This is a genomic window from Corallococcus caeni (assembly GCF_036245865.1).
GTDB lineage: Bacteria > Myxococcota > Myxococcia > Myxococcales > Myxococcaceae > Corallococcus > Corallococcus caeni.
This window is the reverse complement of the sequence record NZ_BTTW01000001.1, coordinates 399,009-424,744: the sequence shown is the minus strand read 5'-3', so window position 1 is coordinate 424,744 and position 25,736 is coordinate 399,009. Positions and strand designations below refer to the sequence as shown.

Sequence of the window (25,736 nt, the reverse complement as noted above, 5' to 3'; positions counted from 1 at the left end):
GACGCGCTTTCTTCAGCGGCGCGGGGACACGAGCCGCATGGTGAAGGTGTAGTCCACGTTCACCGGACGGCCCTGGTACTGGATGGGCTTGTAGACGCGGGACTGGAGCGAGTCGAGCACCGCCCGCTCCATGTGCTGCACCATCTTCAGGACGCGACAGTTCTCCACGCGGCCCTTGTTGGTGATGGTGCAGCGCACCGCCACGAGCCCCTCCGCCTTGATGGCCAGCGCCTCTCGCGTGTAGGCGATGTCCCGGCCCTCCTCCAACAACATCGGCCGCTCCATGGCGTCGTTGAAGGGGATGACGGCGTTCGGGTTGACGGGCGCGAGCGCGCCGGTCGTCAGCGACGGCACCGCGAGGCTGCCCGCCGCGCTCACGGGAGCGGCGGCCGACGAGCCCAGCGCGCCCAGCGCCTTTTCCGTCGTCGTGGCGGGGACCGCTGCTGCTGCCGCGGTGGCGGCCGGATTCGCCTGCATCATCACCGGCGCCGCCAGTCCGCCCGGCGTCGCCGGGGCCACGTTCTCGAAGTCCTCGGGGGTGGAGGCGGTGGCCAGGTCCACGCGGCTCGGGCGCTCACCGCCGCCCCGGCGCTTGGTCAGCTTCTGGGACAGCACCACCTCGCCGGAGCCGCCCGTGATGAGGGTCTCCGTCTGGTAGCCCTCCAGCGCGAACGTCAGCTCCGCGGTGATGCTGCCCTCGTTGCCCAGCGGCAGCTCCATCACGAAGGGCGTCACGCCCTTCTCCTTGCCCTTGTAGTAGACGCGCGCGCCGGACGGCTGGCTCATCAGGCGGAAGCGCACCTTGCCCGGCGCGGGCGGCGCCGTGGGGGCTTCCGCCACCGGCGCCGTCGGGGTGGGGGCCGTGGCCTGGGCCTGCGGCTGCGCGGGCTTCTCCTCCGGGCTGCCGCCGCGCAGGAAGAACAGCGTGATGCCCACGAGCCCCGCCACCATCACGCCGCCCAGGGCGCCCATCATGAGCGTGCGCTGGCGGGCGCGCTGCACGTCCGGCGGCACGTCCACGCTGATGTCCACCGCGAGCCCGCCGTCCGCGGGCTCCGCGTTGCCCACGTTCGCGAACAGCGGGGACGCGTAGGGGCCCGTCGTCGGCGGAGAGGGGTAGGGCCCCGTGGTCGTCGCGCCGCCCAGCCGGCGGAACACGCCGCTGTTGCCGCCCGCGGCCATGTGCGCTTCGCGCAGGCCCTCCAGCAACTCGTCCATCGTCTGGAAGCGCCGCGCCGGATCCTTCTCCATGCAGCGGCGCACCACCATTTCAATCTCGGGCGGCACCGCCAGGTCCGGGCGCACGGCCTGGAAGGTGGGGGGCGGCTCCTTGTAGTGGGCGAAGATGAGTTCGATGTGGTCGCGCGCGATGAAGGGCGGCCGTCCCATCAGCATCTGGAACAGCATGATGCCCAGCGAGTACACGTCGCTGCGGGCGTCCGCCACGTTGCGCGCCTGCTCCGGCGCCATGTACTGCGGCGAGCCCAGGAACGTGCCGTTCTGGGTGATTTCAGGGCTGACCGGCCCGTCCTGCTGCGGCGCCACGGACTTCACGAGGCCGAAGTCCAGGACCTTCACCAGGTCCTGATCCGCCTCGTTGAGGATCATGATGTTCGCGGGCTTCAGGTCGCGGTGGATGATGCCCAGCGCGTGCGCCTCGCGCAGCGAGCGGCACACCTGCTGCGCCACCGACACCGCGCGCGCCCAGGGCAGGGGGCCCGCCTGGCCCAGCACCTGCTGGAGCGTGCGCCCCTCCAGGTACTCCATCGCGATGTAGTAGATGCCGTCGTCCGTCTGCCCGTAGTCGATGACGGTGACGGTGTTCGGGTGCCGCAGCTTCGAGGTCAGCGACGCCTCGCGCAGGAAGCGCTTCTGGAAGCCCGGGTCGCGGCTGCTCGGGAAGTTGGGGTTGAGCACCTTGAGCGCGACGACCCGCTCCAGGGGTGCCTGCAGGGCGCGGTACACCTTGCCCATTCCACCGACGCCCAGGGGCTCCAGAATGCTGAAGCGGCCGTTCAACGTCCGGCCGATGAGCGGATCCGTTCCCGGGGCCTCAGGGCTCGGGGAATCGCTCTTGATCATTCGTGTCCCCTAGAAGCTGCGTGCAGCATGGTTTCTCCGGCAAAAGCAGCGCAACCTCATCCAAGCACAACTCGCCGGTGCGGCGCACCCCAAGGGGGTCCGGAATCCACCACGTCGGGGCAACCACGACCCCGGTCGCAGGGGGGGATGTGAGTCGCGACCTTCGGGTAAGCCCGCATTGCTTTGGACCGTGCTCCCGGATTACGGTTTTTCTTCCTGCCTGCCACGCGGCGGGCGGAGTTCTTCTTCGATGGCTGACACCCCCAGAGTCCCCGTTCCTCCGCAGGTGCGCCGGGTCTCCGTGCAACAGCGCCTGAGCGCGCTGGAGGCGGAGCAGAACCAGCTGCGCCAGGAGCTCGTCTCATTGCAGGGCGAGGTGCGCCTGCCTGGTCTCTACCTGACCGTGGAGGCAGGCAACACGACCGCGCTCGTGCCCGCGAAGCAGGTGCAGGAGGTGGTGCGGCTGGTGGCGCTGGAGCCGCTGCCCGGCGCGCCGGTGCACGTGTCCGGTTCCTTCGTCTACCGCGGCAGCCCGGCGGTGGTGGTGGACGTGGCGCGTTTGATGGGCGTGAAGCGCACGCCGGATCTGGACTCGCTGCTGGTGGTGGTGGACGCGGGCCGCATGGTGGCGCTGCTGGTGGACCGGGTGAAGGACCTGGTGGAGACGCCGGTGCTGGTGGACGGCACGCCGGGGGGCGAGGAGAAGCTGCCCTGGGACGGCACCGGGCTGATGGCCGGGCTGTGCCGCACGCCGGAGGGGCTGCGTCCGCTGCTCCGCACGAGCGCGCTCCTGAACGGCACGGAGGGCCTGTGAGCGAAGGGCTTCTCGACGACGCAACGCTCGCGAAGGTCGAGGAGGTGCTCCAGAGCGCCTGCGGCCTGACGCTCGCGAGCAGCCTGCGTCGCTCGCTGGAGCCCGCGCTGGCCCGCGCCGCGCTGTCGCGCAACCTGTCCGGAGCGGCCTTCCTGCGCCAGTTGCTGATGCGCGAGCCGACGGCCGTGGAGGCGTTCATCGAGCACGCCGTCATCGGCGAGACCTACTTCTTCCGCCACCCGGAGCACCTGCGCGCGCTGGTGGCGCGGGCCCGGCTGCACCAGGGCGGCCCGTTCCACGTCTGGAGCGCGGGCTGCGCGAGCGGCGAGGAGCCCTACAGCATCGCCATGGCGCTGATGTCCGCGGGGCTGGGCAACGGCGGGCGCTTCCGCGTGCTGGCGACGGACGTGTCCGGCCGGGCCCTGCAGCGCGCGAAGACCGGCGTGTACAGCCCCTGGTCGCTCCGGCGCATCGAGCCGGAGCTGGAGAAGCGCTTCCTCGCGTCGCACCCCGCCGCGTCGGGACAGGACACGCAGCACACCGTCGCCCAGGAGGTCGTGCGCACGGTGGACTTCCGCCGCCACAACCTGGCCACGGACGCGGTGCCGTCCATGGGCTTCCACGCCATCTTCTGCCGCAACGTCCTCATCTACTTCACGCCGGAGCTGGTGCGAGCGGTGCTGAGCCGGCTGGTGAGCGCGCTCGCGCCGGGCGGCCTGCTCTTCGTGTCGCCCGCGGAGGTGCCGCTCACCAACGGGATGGGACTGGAGACGCTGGACGTGGACGGCACCCCCGTCCTGCGCCTGCCCCTGGAGCCGTGGGCCGCCGCGGAGTCCGTGGCCGCGCCCCCGCGCCGCGACTCGCCGGGCGCCTTCGCCGCCGCCTCGCTCCGCCGCGACACGCCGGTGCCGGGCAGCCTGCGGGTGGAGCCCCGCCGCTCCACGCCGGTGCCGGGCAGCCTGCGGGTGGAGCCCTTCCGTCCCACGCCCGGGCCCATGCCCGCCTACGTGGCGCGGACGCCCCAGCCGGCTCCGGCCCCGGAGGCGACGCGGGCTCCGGCCTCCACGCCGGCTTCGCGCGCGGCCCAGGACGCGGGCCTGCTGACGCGGGCGCTGGAGGCGGCGCACGCGGGCCACTTCGAGGAAGCGGAGGCCCTGGCGCGCGAGGCGGCCCGGGCGCTGTCTCCGGAGGCGTATCTGCTGCTGGCGATGGTGGCCGAGTCGCGCAACGACCTGTACGCGGCGGTGGAAGCGGTGCGCAAGGCGCTGTACCTGGAGCCGCAGCTGGCGCTGGGACATGCGACGCTGGTGGCGCTCTACAACCGCCTGGACCGGCGCGAGGACGCGGAGCGGGCGCGGCAGAACGCGCTGCGCGCGCTGGATGGATTGGATGACGAGCACCCGCTGCGAGGCGTGGAGACGACGATGACGGCGGGGGGGCTGCGGCAGGCGCTGGCTCCCCGTCCTTCGCAGATGGGCTGGCAGGGCGCGCGCTGACCCCTTGGGGCGCGCCGGTACACGTGAGGTGGGGACAACGTGGAAGCGAAAGGTTTGAAGATGGCGTCGCCTCAAGGGGCGGATTCGACCCGGCTCAGCCTGCGGACGAAGATCCTCGGGGGCACGGGCATCTTCGGCATCGTGCTGGTCGGCATCCTGACCTTCGCGTTCTGGATGCAGATGAGCGACGGGCTGCTGGATGAGCTCACCAAGCGCTCGCGCGCGGTGGGCATCGGCATGGCGTTCAGCGTGGCCGCGTCCGCGGCGGCGAGCGACTCGGCCATGCTCCAGGCGGGCACGGACATGGCCCTCAAGAGCGTGCCGGACGTCGCGTACATCGTGGTCCGCGACCCGAGCGGCAAGGTGCTGGCGCGCTCCGCGGGCGACCAGTTCGCCACCGCCGCCTCCGTGGAGCCCGCGGACGGGGACGGGGTGGTGGATCGCCTGCTGACGGTGGGCGCGCTGCCCATCGTGGAGACGACGGCGCCCATCCTCTTCGGCACGCCGGGCGGCACGCTCAAGCGCGTAGGCACCGTGCAACTGGCGCTGGACCGCGAGGCGCTGGCGGAGTCGCTGGCCTCCAGCACCTGGCGCACCGCGGGCCTGGGCCTGCTGGTGCTGGTGCTGGGCCTGCTGGCGGCGGCCGGCATGGCCAGCCTCTTCATCGTGCCCCTGGAGCGGCTGGCCCGCGCGGCGGTGGGCATCGCGGCGGGGGACCTGCGCCAGCAGATCGACGTCAACGGCACGGACGAGATTGGCGAACTGGCGCGCAGCTTCGCCACCATGGCGGACGCGCTGGTGCACCTGCTGCACGACCTGCGCGGCGCGGCCACGGACCTGGAGCACGAGGCCGCGGGCGTGCTGGCCACGTCCACGCAGCAGTCCGCGATGGCGCACCAGCAGGCGTCCGCCATCAACGAGACCAGCACCACGGTCGCGGAGATCGCCCAGACCTCCAAGCAGGCCACGTCCTACGCGGACGCGGTCATCGCGCAGACGCAGAAGTCGGAGTCGCTCAGCGCGCAGGGCCAGAAGGTCGTCACGGAGAGCGTGGAGGGCATGGAGAAGCTGGGTGAGCAGGTGAAGGCCATTGCCCTGGCCATCACCGACCTGAACGAGCGCACGCTGCAGATCAGCGACATCATCGGGCAGGTGAAGGACGTGGCGGAGCAGTCCAACCTGCTGGCCCTCAACGCCTCCATCGAGGCGGCGAAGGCGGGCGAGCACGGGCGCGGCTTCGCGGTGGTGGCCACGGAGATGCGCACGCTGGCGGAGCAGTCCCGCATGGCGGCCGACCAGGTGCGCGTCCTCCTGGGTGAGGTGCAGAAGGGCACGCGCGTGGCCGTCACGACCACGGACGAGGGCAGCCGGCGCGCGCAGGCGGCGATGGAGCTTGCGCGCGGCGCGGGTTCCACCATCCTGGGCCTGTCGGAGGTCATCCGCGAGTCGTCCGGGGCGGCGCGGCAGATCGCGGGCAACACGCGGCAGCAGACCATTGGCGTGGAGCAGATCGCCACGGCGATGGGCGAATTGACGTCCGCCATGAGTGATTCAGTGGAGGGCACCCGGCGGATTGAACAGGTGGCCGGCAACCTCTCCATCTTGTCGAAGCGCTTCTCTGAACTTGTAGGCAGGTACCAGCTATGAACAGCAACGTGACGGGTGGGGCACGCAAGGCGGCGAAGGTGCTCATCGTGGAGGACACGAAGACCATCACCAACCTCCTGCAGGTCTACCTGATGGGGTGGGGGCTGGACTTCATGGACGCGCCCAACGGCGCGGTGGGACTCAAGCGGGCGCGCGAGCAGAAGCCGGACCTCATCATCTCCGACGTGCAGATGCCGGAGATGGACGGCTTCGCGCTGTGCGCGGCCATCCGGGCGGACTCCAAGCTGCACGACACGCCCTTCATGCTGCTCACGTCGCTGAAGGACGACGCCAGCCGGCAGAAGGGGAAGCTCGTCGGCGCGAGCGCCTTCCTCAACAAGCCGGTGTCCGTGGACGACCTGCGCTCCAAGGTGCGGGACATCCTCAAGCTGCCGGCCACGAAGTACTGAACGCCCGCCCATGGCTACCGAAGACCGCAAGCTGCTGCCCATCGACTTCGACGAGCTGAAGGCCTCGCTCGACGCGGCCCAGATGCTGCTCGAGGGCGCCACGGTGGTGAGCGCCCACAGGCGGCGCGAGGTGCTGCACCAGCGCGCGGTGGCGCTGGCGAACTCGCGCCACGAGGTGCGCCAGGAGGTCGTCACCGTCCTCGCCTTCCAGGTGGGCGGTGAGCGCTACGCGGTGAAGATCGACTTCGTGGACCACGTGCTGGAGTCGCGCGGCATGTGCTCGCTGCCCGGGGCGCCGCGCCACGTGCTGGGGGCGCTGCTGTCGCGCTCGCGCATCGTGCCGGTGCTGGACCTGCGGCAGCTCTTGGGGCTGGAGGGCGGGGGCATGTCCGACCTGAGCAAGGTCGTGGTGGTGGAAGTGGAGGACGAAGCGTTCGGGCTGGCGGCGGAGGTCGTGGACGGACGGCTGGAGTTGCCGCGCGCGGAGCTGTCCCAGCCGCCGCCGGGCCCGTTCCTGTTCCTGACGCCGGACCGGCTCACGGTGCTGGACCTCACACAGCTGGGCAACCCGGCGGCCGCACGGCGCGGCTAGAGGGGACTGAGGCTTCATGGATCCGCAGTTGCTGCGCAGCATCTGGCCGGTGTTCGCCGCGGAGACGCGCGAACAGATTCAGGCCATCGGGTCGAAGGTGCTGGGGCTGGAGCAGCCGGCCGCCGCACGCGAGCCGGACCTGCTGCCGTCGCTCAAGCGCGTGGTGCACAGCCTCAAGGGCTCCGCGGCGAGCCTGGGGCTGGACGACATCGAACGCATCGTCCACGCCATCGAGGACGGGCTGTCCCACGTCAGCGTGGACGAGCCCATCTCCCGGGGCTCCGTGGAGGCGATGCTGCGGGGCCTGTCCGCCATCGAGAACGCCCTCAACCGGGGCGACGCGGGTGAGCAGCCCGTGGTGGACGGCGTGGCCGCGCTGCTCAAGGCCCTTGGCCATGAGGAGCCGGCCGCTCCCACGTCCGACGAGGCCGCGGGCTCGGGCCCGCTGGGCGATGACGGGCTGAAGGCGCTGACCGCGCTGGAGGCGGCGCTGAGCAGGCTGGTGTCCCCCAAGGTGGAGGACCGGGCGGGCGCGGTGCGCGCGGCGGTGGACCAGGCGCACGCCCTGCGCCACAGCGCGGAGGCCGTCCAGGCGGAGCAGGTGGCCGCGCTGGCGGAGGCCGCGGCGCTGGGCTTCACGCGCATGGAGGAGGGCGGGGACGCGGCGGGACAGGCGGCGTCTGAGGTGGCGGGCGCGCTGGTGGACCTGCGCATGGCGCTGGGCGTGGTGGAGGACGCCGGAGCGGTCCGGGAGGTCGTGCCCGCGAAGCCGGCCCCGGCCCCCGCCGCGAAGCCCGCGGCGCGCGCGACGGCCGCGGCGCCCGAGGGCCGCGGCGGCACGGTGGACCGCGCGGTGCGCGTGTCGGTGAAGACGCTGGACTCGCTGGCGCTCCAGGTGGAGCACCTGGTGTCCGGGCGGTCGCAGCAGGGCCGGCGCTCGGAGGGCTTCCGCACGCTGACGGATCAGGCGCACGAGGTGCTGCTGCACCTGGAGCGCGCCGCGTCCCAGCTGGCCATGGCCGGCGGCGGGCCCGCGCTGGAGCCGCTGCGCACGGGCGTGGGCCTGATGCGCACGATGCAGAAGCGCCTGCTGGAGCAGGCGAAGGAGGCGCACCGCGACGGCGAGCAGCAGTCGCTGGTGGCGCAGGTCATCCGCGACGACCTGCGCGACCTGCGCATGGTGCCGGCCTCGCAGGTGCTGGAGCCCCTGCGGCGCACGGTGCGCGAGACGGCCTCCCGGCTGGGCAAGGAGGTGGCGCTGGAGCTGGGCGGCACCGACGTGCGGCTGGACCGGCGCATCGTGGACGCGCTGAAGGATCCGCTGGTGCACCTGGTGCGCAACGCCATCGACCACGGGCTGGAGATGCCGGAGGCGCGCAAGGCGGCGGGCAAGGCGGAGACGGGGCGGCTGGTGGTGCGGGTGGAGGCGCGGGGCACGCGCATCGGCGTCATCGTGGAGGACGACGGTGCGGGCCTGGACCCCGTGCGCGTGCGCGCGACGGCGGTGCGCCGGGGCCTGATGAACCAGGAGGCGGCGGACAAGCTGTCGGACGCGCAGGCCGCGCGGCTCATCTTCCAGCCGGGCTTCTCCACGCGTGAGGAGGTCACGTCCACGTCGGGGCGTGGAGTCGGTCTGGACGTGGTGCTGGCCACCGCGCAGCGGCTGCAGGGCAGCGCGGACGTGGAGTACACGCCGGGCAAGGGCACGCGCTTCATCGTGGACCTGCCGCTGACGCTGGCTGCGGCGCTGGGCCTGCTGGTGCGCACCGGCACCACCGTCACCGCGATTCCCTCCGACACCGTGAAGCGCGTGCTGCGGCTGGACGCGGACGACGTGGGCACGGTGGCGGGGCGCGTGGTGGCGCGTCTGGACGGCGAGCAGCTCACGTTCCTGTCGCTGTCGGAGGCCATCGGTCTGCCGCGCATGCCGCTGGCGCTGGAGTCGGGCCGGCGGCAGACGGCGGTGCTGCTGTCGCTGGGCGATGACCGCGTGCTGTACGCCATCGACGAGGTGGTGGGGCAGCAGGAGCTGGTGGTCCGCTCGCTGGGCAAGCACCTGCGGGAAGTGACGCACCTGGCGGGCGCGGCGGTGCTGGACGACGGCCGCGTGGTGCCGGTGCTCAACGCGCCGGAGTTGTTGCGCGCGGCCAAGCCGGACACGCGCGCGGCCGCGGGCGAATCCAAGATGCCGCGCATCCTGGTGTGCGACGACTCGCTCACCACGCGCTTCGCGATGAAGTCCCTGCTGGAGATCGCCGGCTACCCGGTGGTGACGGCGTCGGACGGCGAGGAGGCGTGGCAGGTGCTGGAGCGCGTGCACTGCCACCTGGTGGTCAGCGACTGGCAGATGCCCCGGCTGGACGGCGTGGGCCTGGCGCGGCGGATCAAGGGCCACCCCATGTTCCGGCGCACGCCCATCATCCTGGTGACCTCGCTGGACAGCAACGAGGACCGCGCGGCCGGCCTGGAGGCGGGCGCGGACGGCTACCTCGTCAAGCGCGAGGTGGAGCGCGGCAAGCTCCTGGAGCTCGTGCGCCAGCTCTTGCCCGGCTCCGCGTGACGCAGGGCAGGGCGGCTTGAGACGACGACGCCCCGTCCTTCGCCAGGTGCGAGGGACAGGGCGTCTTTTCGTTCCAGCCGCGGAGCGCGCTTCAGCGCGGGCGGACCCACGCCTTGGGCCAGTCGTCGAACTCGGTGACCTCCTGGTCGTCGACGAGCAGCGTGTACATGGACTCCTCGGGGAAGTCGCCGATGCGCAGGCGCAGCTCCTTGCCCTCCGCCTTGGTGCGCAGCGGGTGGAGCGGGTCCGACGTCTTCACCCATTCCAGCTTCTGCTTCATCAGTTGATCAGCGGTCATAGCTTTGCCTGCGGCTTGGCGTAGATGTTGTCCACGGCCTGGTTGGTGCGCTGTGAGCTGTTGATGATCTTGTCGTACGCCTGCGCCTCGCTCAAGCCGCTCTTCTTGGCCTCACCGACGAGCTGGTCGAACGAGGGCCCGTCCAGCCGGCCGTACTTGAAGAAGTCGCGCGCCTTGAGCATCGCGGATTCGAACGTGCCCATGAACTCACGCGCGCCCACGCGGGCCTCGTGGCGGATGGCATGCGCGGCCTTCGCGCGGTCCTCCAGCGACGCGCCCTGCGCCTTGAGCTTCGCGTCGTTCGCGGGGATGCCGGCGATCTGCTGCTTGTACCAGGCGCGGATCTCCGTGTTCGTCGTGGGCTTCTTCGCGCCGCTCGCCTGCGCGTTGTTCACGCTCGCGGCCCCTTCGGGGTTGCGCGGGCGGGTGCGCGACGGGCTGCCGGCGGACACGTCGCTGGGCGGCCGGTTGGCCGTCGGCGGCGCCGAGTTCGTCCGGGTGGGCTTCGTCGGCGTCGCGGAGGACGTCGTCGTGTTGGGCTTCGAATCCACGGAGTTGGTACGGCGCGGCGGCTGCGGCGTACTGGGCAGCGCCGACTCGGACTTCGTGGAGCGCACGCTCGAGCTTCGGTTGAGCTTCATGGGGGAGACCTTCGGGGGCAGGAAGGAAAACCGCTTTCCCTTTTATCGCATTGACGAGTAGGCGAGTTGCGACCTGCGCCTACCTTTCGCGCGCCATCCCGACGTCTCCTGCTTTCTCATACCCCTAACGGTGAGCGGGTACGGGAAAGGCGTCATCCCCCGGCAGCACCAGGGTGATGTCCAGCCGGGGCTCCACGGCCACGCTCAGCGTGCCGCCCAGGCGTCCCGCGAGCTGCCGGAGCACGGCCTCGTGGCGCGCCGTCAGGGCCGCGCCAGGGCAGGCCTGGACGCGCAGGAGCCAGTGGGGGGCCTCCAGGGCGGGGCCCAGGTGGACGTCCACGGCGACGGCACCAGCGGTGCCCCTGGCGAGGGTGCGCGCCAGCAGCTCCCAGTCCACCCGGGCGCCCTGCACCGGGACGGTGCGCTCCCCGGGCAGCGTCAGCGTGGGGGCGGCCCGTCCGCGTCCCTTCGCGGGCGCGAAGGCGCGCTCCAGCACGGGGCGCAGGTCGTCCAGGCCCGGCACGGACGGCGCCAAGCGCCGCTCGATGAGGTCCTTCTGATCCGCGGCGGACTTTGCGATCCGCTCCAGGTAGCGCTGCGCCTGCGCGCCCAGCGGGCCTCCCGTGCCCTTGAGCATCATGTCCACGTAGCCCTTGATGACCATCAGGGGCGTGCGCAGGTCGTGCGCCGCGCGCGAGCGCCGCTTGTCCTGCGCCGCCACGGTGCGCTCCAGGCGCTGCTTCGCTTCCAGCAGCCGGGCCTGCCGCGCGCCCTGGGCCACCTCGCGCGCATGCGCGGCGAGCAGCGCCGGGGCGAAGGCGCTGAAGCGCGCCACCACGCTCCGCTGCGACGTCGTCAGCGGCGCGGGCCACACCTCCAGGACGGAGGCGCGCTTCGTGGACTTCCTGTCCGTGGCTTGCGCGCGACGGGCGGGGACTTTGCCCACCTTCATCACGCACACGCGTCCTTCATAGAGGGCCGCGCCGGTCGCGCCGGTCAGCCGCAAGGACGCCTTCAACAGAGCCTCCAGGCCCGCGCGCGTTCCTGCGCGCAGCGCCTGCTCGGCCACCGCCGTCAGCGTCGTTTCCATCCTGGCATCGAGGTCGTCCTCGATGCGCCGCCCCATCCAAGCCCCAGCCCGCACGCGCCAAGGAATGGCCATGCCTCCATGGAGGCGCAACGGCTCCAACGTGGAGCACTTCCTTTCCACGTCAGGCAGCAATCCTTTACCCACGGTGATCGGGGGGAGCGGACATTTTTACCGCCCTGCGGGAGGGGTCAACGCGCCAAACCCTTGCTCTTGCTGGGAAAAGGTTTTGGCCAGCCGCTTGCTATCACCTGCCCACGTCAGGCTGGGCGGGAAGGGGCGGATGGGTACTCTCGATTACTACGCGACGATGGCTCGGATGGCGCCTGGGGCGCTCGCGAAGAGCGCGGTCCGCCGGGTCCAGGGCGTCGCACGCAAGGCGCTCTACAACCGCCGCGAACAGGTGGACGAGGCGCAGCTGCTGGAGTCCTTCGGCGCCACCCGCGCCGACGACCTGGTGTCGCTGGCCCTGGATCACCGCACCGCGCGGGCCTGGTGCGAGCTGTCGCAGCGCGAGTCCGCTCGCGCCGCCATCGAGAAGCTTCCGGGCGCGAAGGCGCGCACGCTGGAGCGCGCCGCGCGGGCGCTCCGTCAGGAGTGGGACGTCTTCGGCACGCCCGTCTCCTTCGGTGAAGGCAAGCCGGTGGACTGGTCCCTGGAGCCGGTGAGCGGCCGGCACTATCCGGTGGACCCCGTGGAGCGCATGCCGCTGCACGTAACGGGCATGGATCCGAAGTACCCGTGGGTGATGGGCCGCCTGGACAGCGTGGTGACCCTGGCCCAGGGCGCGTGGGTGGCGCGGACGGAAGCGGAGCGCTCGCGCTTCGCCACGGCCTTCGTCTCGCAGACGCTGGACTTCCTGCAGGCGAACCCCGTGGGCATGGGCGTCCACTGGACGTGCTCCATGGAGATTGCCCTGCGCGCGGCGAACGTCGCGCAGGCGCTGGCGATGTTCGCGGACCGGCCGGAGGTGCGCCGGCCGGAGTTCCTGGTGCCCGTGCTGGGCGCGCTCGCGGAGCACTGCGCCTGGGTGGAGGCCCACCTGGAGGACACCAGCGCGGTGCCCAACAACCACCTGGTCTCCAACTACGTGGGGCTCGTGGTGGTGGGCTCGCTCTTCCCGGAGCTGCCCGGGGCGCCGCGCCAGGTGGCGCTCGCGGCCAACGGCCTGCGCACGCAGATGGAGGCGCAGGTCCACCCCGAGGGCACGTCCTTCGAGGGCTCCATTCCCTACCACCGCCTGTCGGTGGAGCTGTTCACGCTGGCCTTCCTCGTCGCTCGCGGCGCGGGCGTGTCGCTGGGCCCCGCCTATGAAGCACGTCTGCGATTGATGTTCGTCGCGGCCCGCGCCTGGTCCTCGGAGTCTGGCCTTGCGCCGCAGATTGGCGACAACGACAGCGGCCGCGTGTTCCCGTTCCAGGAGCGCGCGGACGGCGACCATGGCTACCTGTCCGGGCTGGGCGCGGCGCTCTTCAACGACGCGGGGCTGGGCGGCGGCGTGTTCCCGGACGAGGCGGCGTGGCTCCTGGGCGACGCGGGCCTCGTGCGTTTCAACGCGCTGCCCGTGGCTCCCGCGCCCACGTCTGTAAGCTTTGCGGAAGGTGGCTTTCACATCTTGCGCGGCGAAGGGGTCGTGCTCACCGTCTCGGCCGGAAAACAGGGGCAGCGGGGCGTCGGAGGACACAGCCACAACGACAAGCTTTCCTTCGAGCTTCACCTCAATGGCCGTCCCGTCATCGTCGACCCCGGCACGGGTTCGTACACGCGGGATCCGGCGCTGCGCAACGCGATGCGGAGCACCGCGGCGCACAACACGCTTCAGGTGGATGGGGCCGAGCAGGCCCCGATGGATCCGGCGCGGCTCTTCGCGCTGCCGGAGGATGCCCGGGCTCGCGTCGTGGCCTTCCAGCCCGGCGCGAAGCATGACCGGCTGGTGGTGCGCCACGACGGCTACCGCCACCTGCCGGCCCCGGTAGGGATTGAGAGGACTTTCTTCCTCGACCGGCACGTGCGTGCGCTGGCCGTGGGGGACCGGCTCGTCGGAACGGGCCGTCATGAGGTGGTCGGACGTTTGCATCTGCCCGATGGGCAGGCGCGGTGGTGCAAGCCCGCGGCGGAGGTTCTGGCGCGGGCGGGGCGCGTGCAGGAGGGGCCGGAGGCCTTCGATGCACGGGCTCTCGAGCTTGGACCGGCGGAGGCGCCCGTGGGTTGGGTGCTCTTCGGGCGGGGGTTGGAGACCTCGCTCGTGCCGTCTTGCTACTCGCCCGGGTACGGGCGCGTGGTGGAGGCGGTGTCGGTGGAGTTCCGGAGGCAGCTGACGCCTCCGGCTTGGTTGGGGTGGGTGTTCGTCTTCAGGTGATTGGTGTGGGTCGGGACGTGTGAGCCGGCGAGGCCGCACGTCAACTGCTGGGGAGTAACGACAATGCGCGTGATGGTTGGCAACCCGTTGCTGGGTCGGATTCAGAATCGGGAAGCGAAGGTGGGCGTGGTGGGTCTCGGGTACGTCGGTCTTCCGCTGGGCATGGCCTTCGCGGAAGCGGGCTTCCCGGTCACGGGGCTGGACGTCGACCAGCGCAAGATCGACAAGATCGCCAAGGGTGAGAGCTACATCAAGCACATCCCCAGCGCGCCGCTGGCGGAGCTCACCAACGCCGGCAAGCTCAAGGCGACCAACGACTTCGCGAAGTCCCGCGAGCTCGACTGCGTCATCATCTGCGTGCCCACGCCGCTGACCGCGTCGCGTGAGCCGGACATGAGCTTCATCGTCGCGACGGGCGAGGCCCTGGCGCCGTACGTGCGCCCCGGCCAGCTCTTCATCCTGGAGTCCACCACCTACCCGGGCACCACGGAGGAGGTGCTGAAGCCGCTGCTGGAGAAGAACGGCCTCAAGGCGGGCGTGGACTTCTTCCTGGCCTTCAGCCCGGAGCGCGAGGACCCGGGCAACAAGGGCTTCAACACCAAGACGATTCCGAAGGTCGTCGGCGGCTACTCGCCCGCGTGCCTCGAGGTCGCCACGGCCCTCTACGGCAGCGCCCTGAAGGAAGTGGTGCCGGTGTCCTCCACGCGCGTGGCGGAGCTCGCCAAGCTGCTGGAGAACATCTACCGCTGCGTGAACATCGCCATGGTCAACGAGATGAAGATGCTCTGCGACCGCATGAACGTGGACGTCTGGGAGGTCATCCAGGCCGCCAGCACCAAGCCCTTCGGCTTCCAGCCGTTCTACCCGGGCCCCGGCCTGGGCGGGCACTGCATCCCCATCGACCCGTTCTACCTGACGTGGAAGGCGCGCGAGTTCGAGTTCCACACCAAGTTCATCGAGCTGGCCGGTGAGGTGAACTGGCAGATGCCCTACTACGTGGTGCAGCGCACGATGGAGGCGCTCAACCAGAACAAGAAGGTCCTCAACGGCGCGAAGGTCCTCTGCATCGGCGCGGCCTACAAGAAGGACATCGACGACTTCCGCGAGTCCCCGTCGCTGCGCGTGATGACGCTCCTCAAGGAGAAGGGCGCGGACATCAGCTACCACGACCCGTACGTGAAGGAGCTGCACAAGGGCCACGGCTTCAACATGGAGATGAAGTCCGTCCCGCTCGACCCGGAGACCCTGAGCCAGTACGACGCGGTGATGATCCTCACGGACCACTCGCACATCGACTACAACGAGCTGGTGCAGCGCTCGAACATCGTCGTCGACACGCGCAACGCGACCAAGGCCGTCACGCAGGGCCGCGAGAAGATCGTCAAGGCCTGACCCCCGCTCCAAGGGCATGCGGGCAAGAGGGTCCTCGCTTCACGCCAGCCGCGTGAGGGGAGGGCCCTCGCCTGTTTTTCGCTACAGTGCGCGGCCGTGCCTGGCGAATCCCGTCCCCTGTTCCCGCTGTTCGTGGCCGCGGCCCTCCTGATGGGCGCGGCGCCCGCGTCCGATCCTCGCGCCCAGCTGCTGGACGCGATGAACGCGGAGCTTCAACGCAACCAGCAGCAGCTCAAGGTGACCGGCCATGAGGCGCCGTACTTCCTGAGCTACGGCGTGAAGGACTACGAGTCGCGGCTGATCATCGCGCGCTACGGAGCGCTGTTCCAGGACGACGACTACCGCGAGCGCAAGCTGGGCGTGGACGTGCGCGTGGGCAGCTACGACTACGACAGCTCCGTGGCGGACTCGCTCGACTTCGGCTTCAGCACCAGCAAGGGCTCCAGCTTCACGTCGCGCAAGGACGGGCCGCTGGACGACTCGCCGCTCGCGCTGCGCACGGCGCTGTGGCTCGTCACGGACGAGAAATACAAGGCCGCGCTCTTCCAGTACCTGAAGAAGAAGGGCGAGGACGTCTACGCGGTGGAGGACCCCAAGCGCCCCGCGTCCTTCTCCAGGGAGACGCCCGCCACCTACGTGCAGCCGCCGGTGGCGTTCCCGTTCGACCGGGAGAAGTGGCGCCGGGTGGCGCGCGAGGTCTCCGCGCGCTTCAACGCGCACCCGGAGCTGTTCGACTCGGAGGTGCGCATCACCGCGGACAAGGCCACGCGGTTGTTCGTGTCCTCGGAGGGCACGCGGCTCATCACGGAGGAGACGCTGTACGCGTTCCACGTCTCCGCGGTGACGCGCGCGCCGGACGGACAGCTCCTGGACAACTCGCGCAGCTTCTACCTGCCCACGGAAGCGGGCATGCCCGACGAGGCGCGGGTGCACGCGGCGGCACAGAAGGTCATCGACGAACTGCTCGCGCTCAGGCAGGCGCCGGCCATCACCCCGTACGCGGGCCCGGCCATCCTGGCGCCGGAGGCCGCGGGCGTGCTCTTCCACGAGACGCTCGGCCACCGGCTGGAGGCGGACCGGCAGGACGGCGACACCGACGGCAAGACGTTCAAGGGACAGGAGGGGAAGCAGATCCTCCCGGCCTTCCTGTCGCTGAGGGATGATCCGTCGAAGCGCGACGTGAACGGCGAGCCGCTCAACGGCTACTACCTCTACGACGAGGAGGGCGTGAAGGGGCAGCCGGTGAGCCTGGTGGAGAAGGGCGTGCTCAAGGGCTACCTGATGAGCCGCCACCCGGTGGAGGGCTTCCCGAAGTCCAACGGCCACGGGCGCGGGCAGGGCACGCTCCAGCCGGTGGCGCGCATGGCCAACCTCCTGGTGGACAGCGCGAAGCAGGTGAGCGACGCGGAGCTGAAGAAGCTGCTCATCGCGGAGGCGAAGCGGCAGGGCAAGCCATACGGGCTCATCATCCGCGACATCACCGGCGGCAACACCAACACGTCCAGCTACGGCTACCAGGCCTTCAAGGGGGTGCCGCGCATGGTGTACCGCGTGGACGTGAAGACGGGCGAGGAGACGCTGGTGCGCGGCGTGGAGATCGTCGGCACGCCGCTGTCGTCGGTGAACCGCATCCTCGCCACGGGCCAGCGGCTGGGTGTCTTCAACGGGTTCTGCGGCGCGGAGAGCGGCAACGTGCCTGTGTCCACCGTGGCGCCCGCGGTGCTGCTCCAGGAACTGGAGCTGCAGCGCACCATGGAGGGCAAGGACCGGCCGCCCCTGCTGCCCAGCCCGGCCGCCCCGTCGAAGCAGGCGGCCGGCGCGGACGCGAAGCGCTAGCCGACCTTCTTCAGCACCACGTAGCCGGCGGCGGGGATGTTCACCGGGGTGTTCCCGCCGTTCAGCGTGGCGCCGTAGTTGCCGAAGTTGCCGCCGCCGTAGACGCTGGCGTCGCTGTTCAGCACTTCCTTCCACTGGCCCGGGGGCAGGGGCAGCGAGTAGCCCTCCAGGTTCTTCTTGTTGAGGCTGCCCACCACGAGGAACTCCTCGTTGCCGGACTTGCGCGTGAAGGCCATCACGCTGTCGTCGTTGTGGGTGTAGACGCGCTTGACCTCCGCCGCCGCGCTGAAGGCGTTGCTGCTGTTCCTGAGGCCGATGGCGTCCTTGTAGAAGTTGAAGGACTGCCGGCGGGTGACGTCCAGCATCGCGTCCTTGCGCTCGGAGGCGGGCAGGGCGGCCACCTCCGCGAACAGCTTCTTGTCGTCCGCGGAGAAGGCCTTGTACGCGCTGTCCTTCGCGCGCGCGTCCGGGGACAGCTCGAAGAGGCGCTCGTAGGTGGCCTTGGTGGCGTCGTTGAAGGTCACCTTGCCGAAGTCCACGCCCTTGCCCACGTCCTGCCAGCTCCAGTCGCTGTCCCAGGTGGACGGGTTGCCCCAGCGGAAGTCGTTCTGGGCGCCGAACTCGTCACCCTGGAAGAACATGGGGATGCCGGGGCCCGCCATGCCGATGCCGGCGGTGAAGCGGGCGGCGCCGCGCGACCACTGGTCCGGGAAGTCGGTGGCCTTCTCTCCCTCCGCGGTGTTCATGGTGCGCTCCGCGTTCCCCACCTCGTCGTGGTTGGAGATGATGGACAGCGCGTGCTTCCAGTCGTCCAGGCCGCGCGGGTTCGTCATCAGGTCCACGAACGCGTCCACGTCCGTCTTCATCCCGCGCGAGGCGGCCTGCACCAGGCCCGGCTTGCTGTTGTCGCGCACCAGCCGGTGCTGGAACTCCGTGTACCACTGCGCGTCGAAGCCGCCGCCCGTGCCGTCCGACTTCGCCGGGCGCGAGATGTCCGGGTCGTAGTCGAACTGCTCCGCCACGGTCCACGCGTTCGGGTTGATGAAGTGCACCTGGCGGTTGATCTCCCGGAGCATGTCCCAGCCCGCCTTGCCGCCCACGCCCTTGATGGGCTCCGTGAAGTCGAAGCGCAGGCCGTCGAACCGCAGCTCCGCCACCTGCTGCACGGCGTGGTCCACGAAGAGCTGCTTCACCTGCGGCGTGTCGTACGCGGGCACGGCGCCCCACGGCGTGTCGCGCTGCTCGAACTTGCCGGGCTCCTTGGCCCAGTTGAAGTAGGGGTTGCTGGGGCCGCCCACGTTCCACAGGCCGTTGTAGTCGCCGAAGACGTGGTTGTAGACGACGTCCGACACCACGTTGAGGCCCTTGCCGTGGGCCGCGTCGATGAAGCGCTTGAGGGCCTCGTCGCCCTCCACCCACTGGCCCGTCTCGTCCTCGAAGCCGAAGGAGCTCTCCGCGGCCAGGCTGTTGACGCCCAGGTAGCCCCAGTTGCGCGGGCCCTCCACCTCGTTGGTGGGCAGCAGCTCCAGCGTGGTGACGCCCAGCTCCTTGAAGTAATCCAGCTTCTTGATCAGGTCCTCCATGGTGGAGCGGTTGGAGTTGCCCGCCTGCCCCAGGAAGCTGCCCACGTGCAGCTGGTACACCGTCCACTTCGACGGGTCCTTCTCACGCGGCACGTCGTCGTTCTTGAACTGGAACTTCGTGGGGTCCGTGAGGATGGAGCCGCGGAAGGACACGCCGCTGCCCTGGGTGATGAGGTCGCTCCAGGGGTCGTTCTCCGACGACGCCAGGCGCTCCGTGTCGGAGAGCTTGCCGTCGTTGTTCACGTCGTCGCGCAGGTGGAGCTTCCCCTGCGCGTCCTTGTCGAACACCTGGAACTCGTAGCGAAGGCCCGCGAGCTTGTCCGGGTCGTTGACGAGCGTGGTCCACGCGCCGCCCTCGTTCGTCATCTTGATGCGGCCGTCGTCGGTGACGTTGCGCGACCAGAAGTCGTTGAACTTCCCGCCGCGCAGCTTGTCGATGAGGCCGTCGTCGAACTTGCCCAGGCGCTCCTGGAGCTGCGCCTTGTTGAGCGGGTTGCCGTCGCCGTCCTTGAGGACCAGGTACGCGCTGTCCGCGTCCCCGGCGTCGTCCACGTCGAAGCGCATCAGGCCGGTGGCGCCCGTGAAGTAGCGGTCCACCTCCTTGCCGCGCGTGGGGTCCAGGTAGAGCCGGTCGATGCCGCGCTGCTCGCCCATCATCCGGCGCGCGTACGGGTCCGGCCGGTCGCTGGTGGCGCCCGTGGAGTCCACCACTTCGTAGACGTAGGCCTTGCCCTCCATCTGGTCCCACGCGCCCCTGGCCTGCGCGGTCCAGTTGCCGCCCTCGTCGCGCGTCATGGGGATGCGCTGCTCGCGGCCCTGCTTGTCCGTCACCTTCACCTGCACGGCGCGCGCGTCCGGCGCCCAGAACTTGAAGGACACGTCCTTGCCGGAGCGCTGCGCGCCCATGGAGTGGTACGTCGTGGGCGCGTAGGACGCGGTGGGCTTGGACAGGTCCAGCTTGAGGTTGCCCTCGCCCATCACCGCCCACTGGTCCTTGCCGGACGGGCCGTCCACGCTGACGCCCCACTCCCAGTTGTGCGCCAGGCCGTCGTCCGCCACCTTCACCGTGGCCTCGTACTTGCCGTTGCCCAGCGGCTTCATGGGGATGCCGCCGGAGGACCACTGCGCGTTGAAGCGGCCGTCCGCGTCCCAGCTGCCCTTGAGCTTCGGGTTGGTGAGCTGCGCGTGCGGGCCCGCGTCGTAGGTGAAGGTGATGGTGCGCGTCGTCGGGTTCGCCACCGTCGCGTTCGACTTCACGGCGGACGTGGGCGCGGCGCCCAGCAGCGCGCTCGCGTTGGCGGAGCGGGCCAGGTTGCCGGTGCCGGCCACGGGCGTACGGGCGCCCGCCGCCGGTGCGGACTCGAAGCCGGACTGGTTGCGCTTCACGGCGGCGGCCTTCGCGGCGGCGGCCTTCTGCTGCGCCGCGAGCTTCGCGGGATCAACGGCGGAGGAGCCCGTGGTGGGGGACGAGGTGAGTTTCGGGCGGTTGATTTTCGAATCAGTCACGGGGGAGACCTCCGGCGGCCCACGCATAGCGGGCTTGCTCAACTTGTCGGGCTTGGGGCCTCCGGAGTTGTGTCCGGTGGCGTGGAAGTGGGCGAATGTGGGGTAGGTGCGGCTGGAAGCGGTGGATTCCGAGGAATTCCGCGCCCTTCGGGGCGAGGTTGGGCCGGGGGTGGGGCCAGCCGGCCCCCCTTGAAGCCGCGCAGGAACACGTAGCGGCGGAAGTCGCGCAGGAAGGCGTCCACGGGCAGGCCGACGGACTCCTGGAAGCCGCCGGTGAAGTCCTGGCCCTGGCGCATGGCGATGAGGACGCCCCGGACGCGCGCCTCGCCGTAGCGCTCCATGAGGAAGGTGAAGGCGTGGTGGGCGGCGCCGTACACGGTGGCGTTCTCGGTCTCGTAGAGGGACTCGGCGCGCGCGAGCGGATCCGCCTGGGGGTATTGATGGAGGAAGCGGGACAGGTCCTCCAGGCTGGGGACGCGGTAGCCCTGGGCGGCGGTGTACGAGGCCATGCCCTCGCTGAACCACAGGGGGATGCCCTTCTTCGTCCAGTCCGACACGCTGGCGGACGCCTGCCACATGAGGCTGTGGGTGAGCTCGTGCAGCAGCAGTTCGTCCACCTGCTTCTGCGTGGCGCCGGCGCGCGTCCACGTGCGGGGGCTCTGGACCTCCACCTGCTCGTAGCGGGCCCAGGCGCGCAGGAAGTCGTAGCCGGGCCGGTGGGCGGCGCGCTCCAGGGCGGCGTGGTTGGGGTGGATGATGAGGGTGACGGGCTCCTGGAACGTGCCCCAGCGGGCCAGGCGGGGGCCGGCGTGCTCCACCGCGCGGCGGACCATGTCCGCGGCCTGGGTGTCCTCCTGGGTGTGCGCGAAGCGGAACTCACCGCCGGGCAGCGCCAGCGTGGCGGCGGGGCTGACGGGCTTCTGGGGCGCGGAGGCGCAGGCGGAAAGGAGGACCGTCGTCGCGAGCAGGGCGAGCAGCAGGCTCCATCGTCCGGTACCGCCCACCCGCATCCCACGTCCCTTCAGTCGGCGCCGAGCCAGCGCACCACGGCGCGGCCCACGTCCGCGACGGTGGAGAACGACGCTACCTCCGGGGCGGAGGGGCCGAAGTAGAGCATGGGCACGGCGTGCACGGTGTGTCCTCGAACCGACAGGTCCTCCACGTTGCCGTGGTCACTGCACACCAACACGCGTGCGTCGTGGGGCCGCGTGGCGGCGACGGCGCGCAGGAAGGCGTCGAAGGTGTCGAGCGCCAGGCGGGCGGCCGTGAAGTCCTGCGCGTGGCCGGCCTCGTCGGCGAGGTAGTGCTCGAAGAAGGTGAAGTCCGCCTGTCCCGCGATGCGCCAGAAGAGGGCCGCGGCTTCGCCCGGCGTGCGGTGGGGCACGTCCAGCCCGTGCGCGCGCGCGTTGGCCCCGGTGATGTCGTGGGTGAGGCCGTCGTCCGCCCGCGCGTCGTCCAGCGTGCGCAGGCGCTCCTGGCCCGCGGCGAAGGCGAGCTTCGCGGCGGAGGGGCGCACCTTGCGCGCGGCGCGCTCGGAGAGGGTGAACTCCGGCGGGGACGTGGACGGGCGCCGGGGGACGCCGAGCGCGTCCAGGTACGGCGCGGGGTACGCGTTGGCGAAGGTGGCCGTGCGGCCCGCGGCCTTGAGGCGCCGCACGATGGAGCGCTCCGCGAGCAGCTCCCGCAGGGCGGTGTTGGGGTAGCCCAGCACGTGGCCGCCCACGAGGACGGGGGCGGGGTCCCCGGTGAGGATGGCCGTCTGGTTGGAGGCGGACTGGGGCCGGCCGGGGACGCCGAAGGTGGGGTCCACCGCGAGGCCCACGCCGCCGTGGGGCAGGACGGGGGCGGGGGCGTCCTGGAACCAGGCCAGGAGGTGGTCGCGGTCCGCGAGCGGGTTCACGGCCGGGTCCTTCCGTCCGATGCCCACCCCATCGATGAACAGGACCGCGACGCGCACGGCCCGGGACTGTATCCTCGAATCCGACACGCATGGCCATCCACGGCGACCTCTTCAGCTACCCGCTCCCCGAGTTCCTTCAATGGCTGGACAGCTCCCGCAAGACGGGGACGTTGCAGCTGTCGTGGGAAGCAGGCGAGCGCAAGTTGTTCCTCCTGTCCGGCCAGGTGGGCGCCACCGCGAGCGAAGGGCTGCGCGGCCGGGTGGCCCGCCTGCTGTCGCTGCCGAAGCTGGCCACGGGCACGCGCGTGCTGGCTGCCTTCGACGAGCTGGCGCGCACGCCGGACGTGGACGCGGCCTTCGACGCGCACGGCGTGCAGGCGAGATGGGTGAGGGATTTGGGCCGCGAGGAGCTGTTCGCGGCGATGACGGACCTGACCATCGCGGGGCAGGGCACGTTCCACTGGACGGAGGACGCGGACCGCACCGGTGAGGACTGGGTGCCGTCCGACATGAGCATCCGCGAGCTGCTCTTCGAATCCCTGCGCTGGGTGGACGAGCAGGGGGACGTGGACAAGGCGCTGCCCATCGACGCGCTGAGCGTGAAGGCGCTCTCTCCGCCCAGCCCCAGCCAGCCCCTGATGCACCGGATCATCCTGGCGCTGACGACGACGCCGCAGAACCTGGGGCGGCTGCGGCTGTCCATGGGCGTGTCGCGCTCGTCGGTGACGCGCCGGGTGCACGAGCTCTTGCGCGCGAAGCTGGTGGAGGTGGACGGCGCGCCGCAGGTGGAAGCGGATCCGGTGGCGGAGATGCTGGAGAAGGGCGCGGTGCTGATGCGCGAGGGCCAGTACGACGCGGCCGGCATCGTGTGCGCGTCCCTGCTGGCCAGCGACCCCGCGGACCGGCGCGTGCGCGAGTTCGCGCGCCTGGTGCAGCGCGAGCACGTGGCCGCGCTCTACGCGGACCTGCCGCCGCTGGTGGTGCCGCGGCTCATCCAATCCCCGCAGACGATGGTGATGCTCAAGCCGGAGGAGCGGCAGATCGCCGGGCTCATCAGCGGGACGTGGGACGTGTCCACGCTGGTGCTGGCCAGCCCCGCGCGCGAGCTGGAGACGCTCAAGACGCTGGCGAAGCTGCACCGCATGGGGCTGCTGGAGCTCGCGTATCCGCGCTGACGTGGGGCCGGTGGGCACGGCTTGAAGCCGTGCCCCGGCCGTCCCGTCACCCGGCGGTCGGAAGTCCCACGGCGTTGAGCCGCACGAAGACCTGCATCAGGACGTAGAGCGCGAAGGCCGCGTCGTCCACGCGCAGCTGCGGCAGCGTGGACAGGCCCTGCAGCCGCAGCAGGTCCGAGCCGTCCACGTGGAGCAGGAAGGCCTGCTGCGCCAGGGAGCCCTCACCCGCGAACGCCATGGCGCGCCGGACGGCGTCGGTGCAGGCGGTGACGCAGGTGGTGTAGTCCCCGGCGATGAAGGCGGCCTCCGCGGCCCGGGCGTGGTCGAAGAGGTCCCCGGGCGCCAGCGCGCTCGTGGGCCCCAGCACCTTGCTGCCCGTGTTCGCGGAGACGACGGGCACGGCGGCGGGCTCCACGCGGGGCGGGGCCGGTGCCGTCAGCGTGCGGGGCACGGGCGTGGCGGAGATGGCGGCGGCGGTGGAGCCCGTGGAGGCGGGCGGCGTCGCGGCCGGAGGCTGGCGGTGGTGCAGGTGCTGCGCGAGCTGCGCCTCCAGGCCCGCGGGGGCGCTGCCGGGCGGGGGCGGCGCGGGGCGGGGCGGCGGCACGATGCGCTTGGCGCGCAGGTCCTTGATGACCAGCCGGGTGATGGTCTTGAGCGTGTCCATCACGCCGCGGCCACTGGTGGCGGCCGACTCGAAGTCGGGGACGCCGCGCGGGTTGAGCTCCCGGCGCAGCTCCTCCACGGAGAGGACGCTGTCCAGGTCCCGCTTGTTCCACTGCATCACCAGCGGAAAGCGGTCCAACCGGATGCCGTTCTCCAGGAGGTTCTCCTCCAGGTTGGCCAGGGACTCGCGGTTGGCGTCCATGGCCTCCGCCTGCGAGTCCGCCACGAACACGACGCCGTCCGCGCCCTGGAGCACCAGCTTGCGGGTGGCGTTGTAGAAGACCTGTCCGGGCACGGTGTAGAGGGCCAGGCGCACGGAGCAGTCGCCCACGCGCTCCACCTTCACGGGCAGGAAGTCGAAGAAGAGCGTCCGGTCGCCCTCGGTGGCGATGGACATCATCTCGCCGCGGTGGGCCGGGCGAACGGTCTCGTAGACCTTTCGCAGGGTCGTCGTCTTCCCCGACAGGCCGGGGCCGTAGAAGACGATCTTCGCGGCCACTTCGCGGGCCATCAGGTTCACGCTGCTCACGGTGTCAGCTTACCTAGAACGACTCGGCGCATTGCGCCAGTTGCGGGGCGAACATTCGCGGGCGTCCCGGCCCGGTGCTCGGCCGCGAGCAGGGCGAAGAGGGCCGCCTCCTTCGCCTCCTCGGGGAAGCCCAGCACGTCCAGCCGCTCCAGCGGCACCGGGGCCAGCCGCGCCCGCAGGTCCGCCATGAGCACCGGGTTCCGTGTCCCACCCCCGGAGGCATACACCGCCTCCAGCCGGGGGAAGCGGGGGTGCACCCAGGTCTCGAAGGCGCGCGCGGTGGCCTCCACGGTGAAGGCGCGCGCGGTGGCCATCAGGTCGTGGGGCCGCTCCGGGGCCGCCTCCCAGAGCCGGTCCACCAGCGCCTCGCCAAAGCCCTCGCGGCCCGCGCTGCGCGGTGGGGGACGCGCGAGGAACGGATGCGCGAGCAGCTCCTCCAGGAGCCCCGGAATCACCTGGCCCCGGGAGGACAGGCTCCCGTCCCGGTCACACCCGAGCTGGCCCTGCGTCACCCGGCGCGCCAGGCCGTCCAGCACCATGTTCGCGGGCCCGGTGTCGAACGCGAGCGTGTCGTCCACGTGCTCGCCCACGACGCTCACGTTGGCGATGCCGCCCAGGTTGAGGAACGCGCGCGTGGCGTCCGGCCGCTCGCGGTTCCGGAAGACGGCCCAGTCCAGGTAGGGCACGAGCGGGGCGCCCTGTCCCCCCACCGCCATGTCGCGGGTGCGGAAGTCGCTGACGACGGGCAGGCCGGTGCGCTCGGCGATGACGTCCGCTTCGCCAATCTGGAGCGTGGAGGCGATGGGGGACAGGTCCGAAGGCAGGTGGGCCATCGTCTGGCCATGGGAGCCGACGACGTGGATGTCCCCGGGCTTCACGCCCGCGCGCGCGATGACGGCGAGGACGGCCTCCGCGAAGCGCTCCCCGAGCTCGAAGTTGAGGGCGCAGAGGCTCCGGGCGTCCTGCGGCCCCAGGACCCGCGCGACGAGGTCCGGGGAGAAGGGGTGTGAGACGTGCGCGAGCAGCTGGAGCGCCACGCCCGCGCCCGTGCCCTCCACGCGGCACAGCGCTGCGTCCGCCGCGTCCACGCTGGTGCCGGACAGCACGCCCACGCACAGCCGGGGCGGCAGGGAGGGGGAGGGTGGCGTGGCGGGGCGCATGCTCCA

Annotated in this window: 19 protein-coding genes; 10 read left to right on the top strand and 9 right to left on the bottom strand. The window is 71.2% G+C overall.

Annotated elements, in window-relative coordinates; translation table 11 throughout:
• Window positions 1–12 precede the first annotated feature (12 nt).
• The gene (locus AABA78_RS01765) at window positions 13–2,082 is read right to left on the bottom strand and encodes a TonB family protein (RefSeq protein WP_338261344.1); all 2,070 of its coding nucleotides are present in this window, start codon (window positions 2,080–2,082) and stop codon (window positions 13–15) included.
• Between the two features lie 250 nt (window positions 2,083–2,332).
• Here AABA78_RS01765 and AABA78_RS01760 point away from each other — a divergent pair, with 250 nt between their 5' ends.
• Genes AABA78_RS01760 through AABA78_RS01735 form a run of 6 tightly spaced genes read left to right on the top strand, consistent with a single transcriptional unit; the run spans window position 2,333 to window position 9,601 of the window.
• Window positions 2,333–2,896 (top strand): chemotaxis protein CheW, encoded by a 564-nt coding sequence (locus tag AABA78_RS01760; protein ID WP_338261343.1) that lies wholly within the window; start codon window positions 2,333–2,335, stop codon window positions 2,894–2,896.
• A complete protein-coding gene (locus AABA78_RS01755) occupies window positions 2,893–4,392 on the top strand; it encodes a CheR family methyltransferase (protein WP_338261342.1) in 1,500 nt (499 codons plus the stop codon). Before AABA78_RS01760 ends, AABA78_RS01755 begins: the two co-directional genes overlap by 4 nt.
• A gap of 60 nt (window positions 4,393–4,452) precedes the next feature.
• Window positions 4,453–6,039: a methyl-accepting chemotaxis protein gene (locus tag AABA78_RS01750; protein ID WP_338261341.1), complete on the top strand. Its 1,587-nt coding sequence runs from the start codon at window positions 4,453–4,455 to the stop codon at window positions 6,037–6,039.
• Window positions 6,036–6,449, top strand: coding sequence for a response regulator (locus AABA78_RS01745; RefSeq protein ID WP_120526595.1), 414 nt, complete (start codon window positions 6,036–6,038; stop codon window positions 6,447–6,449). The genes AABA78_RS01750 and AABA78_RS01745 overlap by 4 nt, the downstream gene beginning before the upstream one ends.
• A gap of 10 nt (window positions 6,450–6,459) precedes the next feature.
• Window positions 6,460–7,041, top strand: coding sequence for a chemotaxis protein CheW (locus AABA78_RS01740; RefSeq protein ID WP_171415602.1), 582 nt, complete (start codon window positions 6,460–6,462; stop codon window positions 7,039–7,041).
• Window positions 7,042–7,057: 16 nt separating this feature from the next.
• Window positions 7,058–9,601: a hybrid sensor histidine kinase/response regulator gene (locus tag AABA78_RS01735; RefSeq protein WP_338261340.1), complete on the top strand. Its 2,544-nt coding sequence runs from the start codon at window positions 7,058–7,060 to the stop codon at window positions 9,599–9,601.
• Window positions 9,602–9,692: 91 nt separating this feature from the next.
• Here the strand turns inward: AABA78_RS01735 and AABA78_RS01730 are convergent, their stop codons facing one another.
• From AABA78_RS01730 to AABA78_RS01720, 3 genes are all read right to left on the bottom strand, one after another.
• Window positions 9,693–9,881, bottom strand: a complete 189-nt coding sequence (locus AABA78_RS01730; RefSeq protein WP_199724589.1) for a hypothetical protein — start codon at window positions 9,879–9,881, stop codon at window positions 9,693–9,695.
• A 14-nt stretch (window positions 9,882–9,895) separates the two neighbouring features.
• Window positions 9,896–10,540: a hypothetical protein gene (locus AABA78_RS01725; RefSeq protein WP_338261339.1), complete on the bottom strand. Its 645-nt coding sequence runs from the start codon at window positions 10,538–10,540 to the stop codon at window positions 9,896–9,898.
• 124 nt (window positions 10,541–10,664) lie between these two features.
• Window positions 10,665–11,630 carry a histidine kinase dimerization/phospho-acceptor domain-containing protein gene (locus AABA78_RS01720; RefSeq protein WP_338261337.1) on the bottom strand — a complete coding sequence of 322 codons (966 nt, stop codon included), beginning with the start codon at window positions 11,628–11,630 and terminating at the stop codon, window positions 10,665–10,667.
• A gap of 280 nt (window positions 11,631–11,910) precedes the next feature.
• Between AABA78_RS01720 and AABA78_RS01715 the strand changes: the two genes are divergently transcribed.
• The 3 genes from AABA78_RS01715 (at window position 11,911) to AABA78_RS01705 (ending at window position 17,214) form a co-directional block, all read left to right on the top strand.
• A complete protein-coding gene (locus tag AABA78_RS01715; protein ID WP_338261336.1) occupies window positions 11,911–13,986 on the top strand; it encodes an alginate lyase family protein in 2,076 nt (691 codons plus the stop codon).
• A 72-nt stretch (window positions 13,987–14,058) separates the two neighbouring features.
• The gene (locus AABA78_RS01710) at window positions 14,059–15,378 is read left to right on the top strand and encodes a nucleotide sugar dehydrogenase (RefSeq protein WP_338262364.1); all 1,320 of its coding nucleotides are present in this window, start codon (window positions 14,059–14,061) and stop codon (window positions 15,376–15,378) included.
• 150 nt (window positions 15,379–15,528) lie between these two features.
• Window positions 15,529–17,214 carry a TldD/PmbA family protein gene (locus AABA78_RS01705; RefSeq protein ID WP_338262363.1) on the top strand — a complete coding sequence of 562 codons (1,686 nt, stop codon included), beginning with the start codon at window positions 15,529–15,531 and terminating at the stop codon, window positions 17,212–17,214.
• Here the strand turns inward: AABA78_RS01705 and AABA78_RS01700 are convergent.
• Genes AABA78_RS01700 through AABA78_RS01690 form a run of 3 tightly spaced genes read right to left on the bottom strand, consistent with a single transcriptional unit; the run spans window position 17,211 to window position 22,260 of the window.
• Complete coding sequence (locus AABA78_RS01700) at window positions 17,211–20,303, bottom strand: alpha amylase C-terminal domain-containing protein (RefSeq protein WP_338261335.1); 3,093 nt, start codon at window positions 20,301–20,303, stop codon at window positions 17,211–17,213. The genes AABA78_RS01705 and AABA78_RS01700 overlap by 4 nt on opposite strands.
• Window positions 20,304–20,341: 38 nt before the next feature.
• A complete protein-coding gene (locus tag AABA78_RS01695; protein ID WP_338261334.1) occupies window positions 20,342–21,313 on the bottom strand; it encodes a hypothetical protein in 972 nt (323 codons plus the stop codon).
• A gap of 11 nt (window positions 21,314–21,324) precedes the next feature.
• Window positions 21,325–22,260, bottom strand: a complete 936-nt coding sequence (locus AABA78_RS01690) for a metalloenzyme (RefSeq protein ID WP_338261333.1) — start codon at window positions 22,258–22,260, stop codon at window positions 21,325–21,327.
• Between the two features lie 32 nt (window positions 22,261–22,292).
• Here AABA78_RS01690 and AABA78_RS01685 point away from each other — a divergent pair, with 32 nt between their 5' ends.
• On the top strand, window positions 22,293–23,378 hold the full coding sequence (locus tag AABA78_RS01685; protein WP_171422021.1) for a DUF4388 domain-containing protein: 1,086 nt from the start codon (window positions 22,293–22,295) through the stop codon (window positions 23,376–23,378).
• A gap of 46 nt (window positions 23,379–23,424) precedes the next feature.
• Here AABA78_RS01685 and AABA78_RS01680 read toward each other — a convergent pair whose 3' ends face one another.
• Window positions 23,425–24,570: an ADP-ribosylation factor-like protein gene (locus AABA78_RS01680; protein ID WP_338261332.1), complete on the bottom strand. Its 1,146-nt coding sequence runs from the start codon at window positions 24,568–24,570 to the stop codon at window positions 23,425–23,427.
• A complete protein-coding gene (locus AABA78_RS01675) occupies window positions 24,567–25,730 on the bottom strand; it encodes an anhydro-N-acetylmuramic acid kinase (protein ID WP_338261331.1) in 1,164 nt (387 codons plus the stop codon). The genes AABA78_RS01680 and AABA78_RS01675 overlap by 4 nt, the downstream gene beginning before the upstream one ends.
• Window positions 25,731–25,736: the final 6 nt, after the last annotated feature.

What these genes read in the sequence shown, in the direction of transcription:
- AABA78_RS01710 (WP_338262364.1), top strand. Translation starts at nt 14,059, where the DNA reads ATGGTTGGCAACCCGTTGCTGGGTCGGATTCAGAATCGGGAAGCGAAG.
- AABA78_RS01730 (WP_199724589.1), bottom strand. Translation starts at nt 9,881, where the DNA reads ATGAAGCAGAAGCTGGAATGGGTGAAGACGTCGGACCCGCTCCACCCG.
- AABA78_RS01715 (WP_338261336.1), top strand. Translation starts at nt 11,911, where the DNA reads ATGGGTACTCTCGATTACTACGCGACGATGGCTCGGATGGCGCCTGGG.
- AABA78_RS01720 (WP_338261337.1), bottom strand. Translation starts at nt 11,630, where the DNA reads ATGGAAACGACGCTGACGGCGGTGGCCGAGCAGGCGCTGCGCGCAGGA.
- AABA78_RS01735 (WP_338261340.1), top strand. Translation starts at nt 7,058, where the DNA reads ATGGATCCGCAGTTGCTGCGCAGCATCTGGCCGGTGTTCGCCGCGGAG.
- AABA78_RS01695 (WP_338261334.1), bottom strand. Translation starts at nt 21,313, where the DNA reads ATGCGGGTGGGCGGTACCGGACGATGGAGCCTGCTGCTCGCCCTGCTC.
- AABA78_RS01760 (WP_338261343.1), top strand. Translation starts at nt 2,333, where the DNA reads ATGGCTGACACCCCCAGAGTCCCCGTTCCTCCGCAGGTGCGCCGGGTC.
- AABA78_RS01745 (WP_120526595.1), top strand. Translation starts at nt 6,036, where the DNA reads ATGAACAGCAACGTGACGGGTGGGGCACGCAAGGCGGCGAAGGTGCTC.
- AABA78_RS01685 (WP_171422021.1), top strand. Translation starts at nt 22,293, where the DNA reads ATGGCCATCCACGGCGACCTCTTCAGCTACCCGCTCCCCGAGTTCCTT.
- AABA78_RS01705 (WP_338262363.1), top strand. Translation starts at nt 15,529, where the DNA reads ATGGGCGCGGCGCCCGCGTCCGATCCTCGCGCCCAGCTGCTGGACGCG.
- AABA78_RS01740 (WP_171415602.1), top strand. Translation starts at nt 6,460, where the DNA reads ATGGCTACCGAAGACCGCAAGCTGCTGCCCATCGACTTCGACGAGCTG.
- AABA78_RS01765 (WP_338261344.1), bottom strand. Translation starts at nt 2,082, where the DNA reads ATGATCAAGAGCGATTCCCCGAGCCCTGAGGCCCCGGGAACGGATCCG.
- AABA78_RS01675 (WP_338261331.1), bottom strand. Translation starts at nt 25,730, where the DNA reads ATGCGCCCCGCCACGCCACCCTCCCCCTCCCTGCCGCCCCGGCTGTGC.
- AABA78_RS01725 (WP_338261339.1), bottom strand. Translation starts at nt 10,540, where the DNA reads ATGAAGCTCAACCGAAGCTCGAGCGTGCGCTCCACGAAGTCCGAGTCG.
- AABA78_RS01750 (WP_338261341.1), top strand. Translation starts at nt 4,453, where the DNA reads ATGGCGTCGCCTCAAGGGGCGGATTCGACCCGGCTCAGCCTGCGGACG.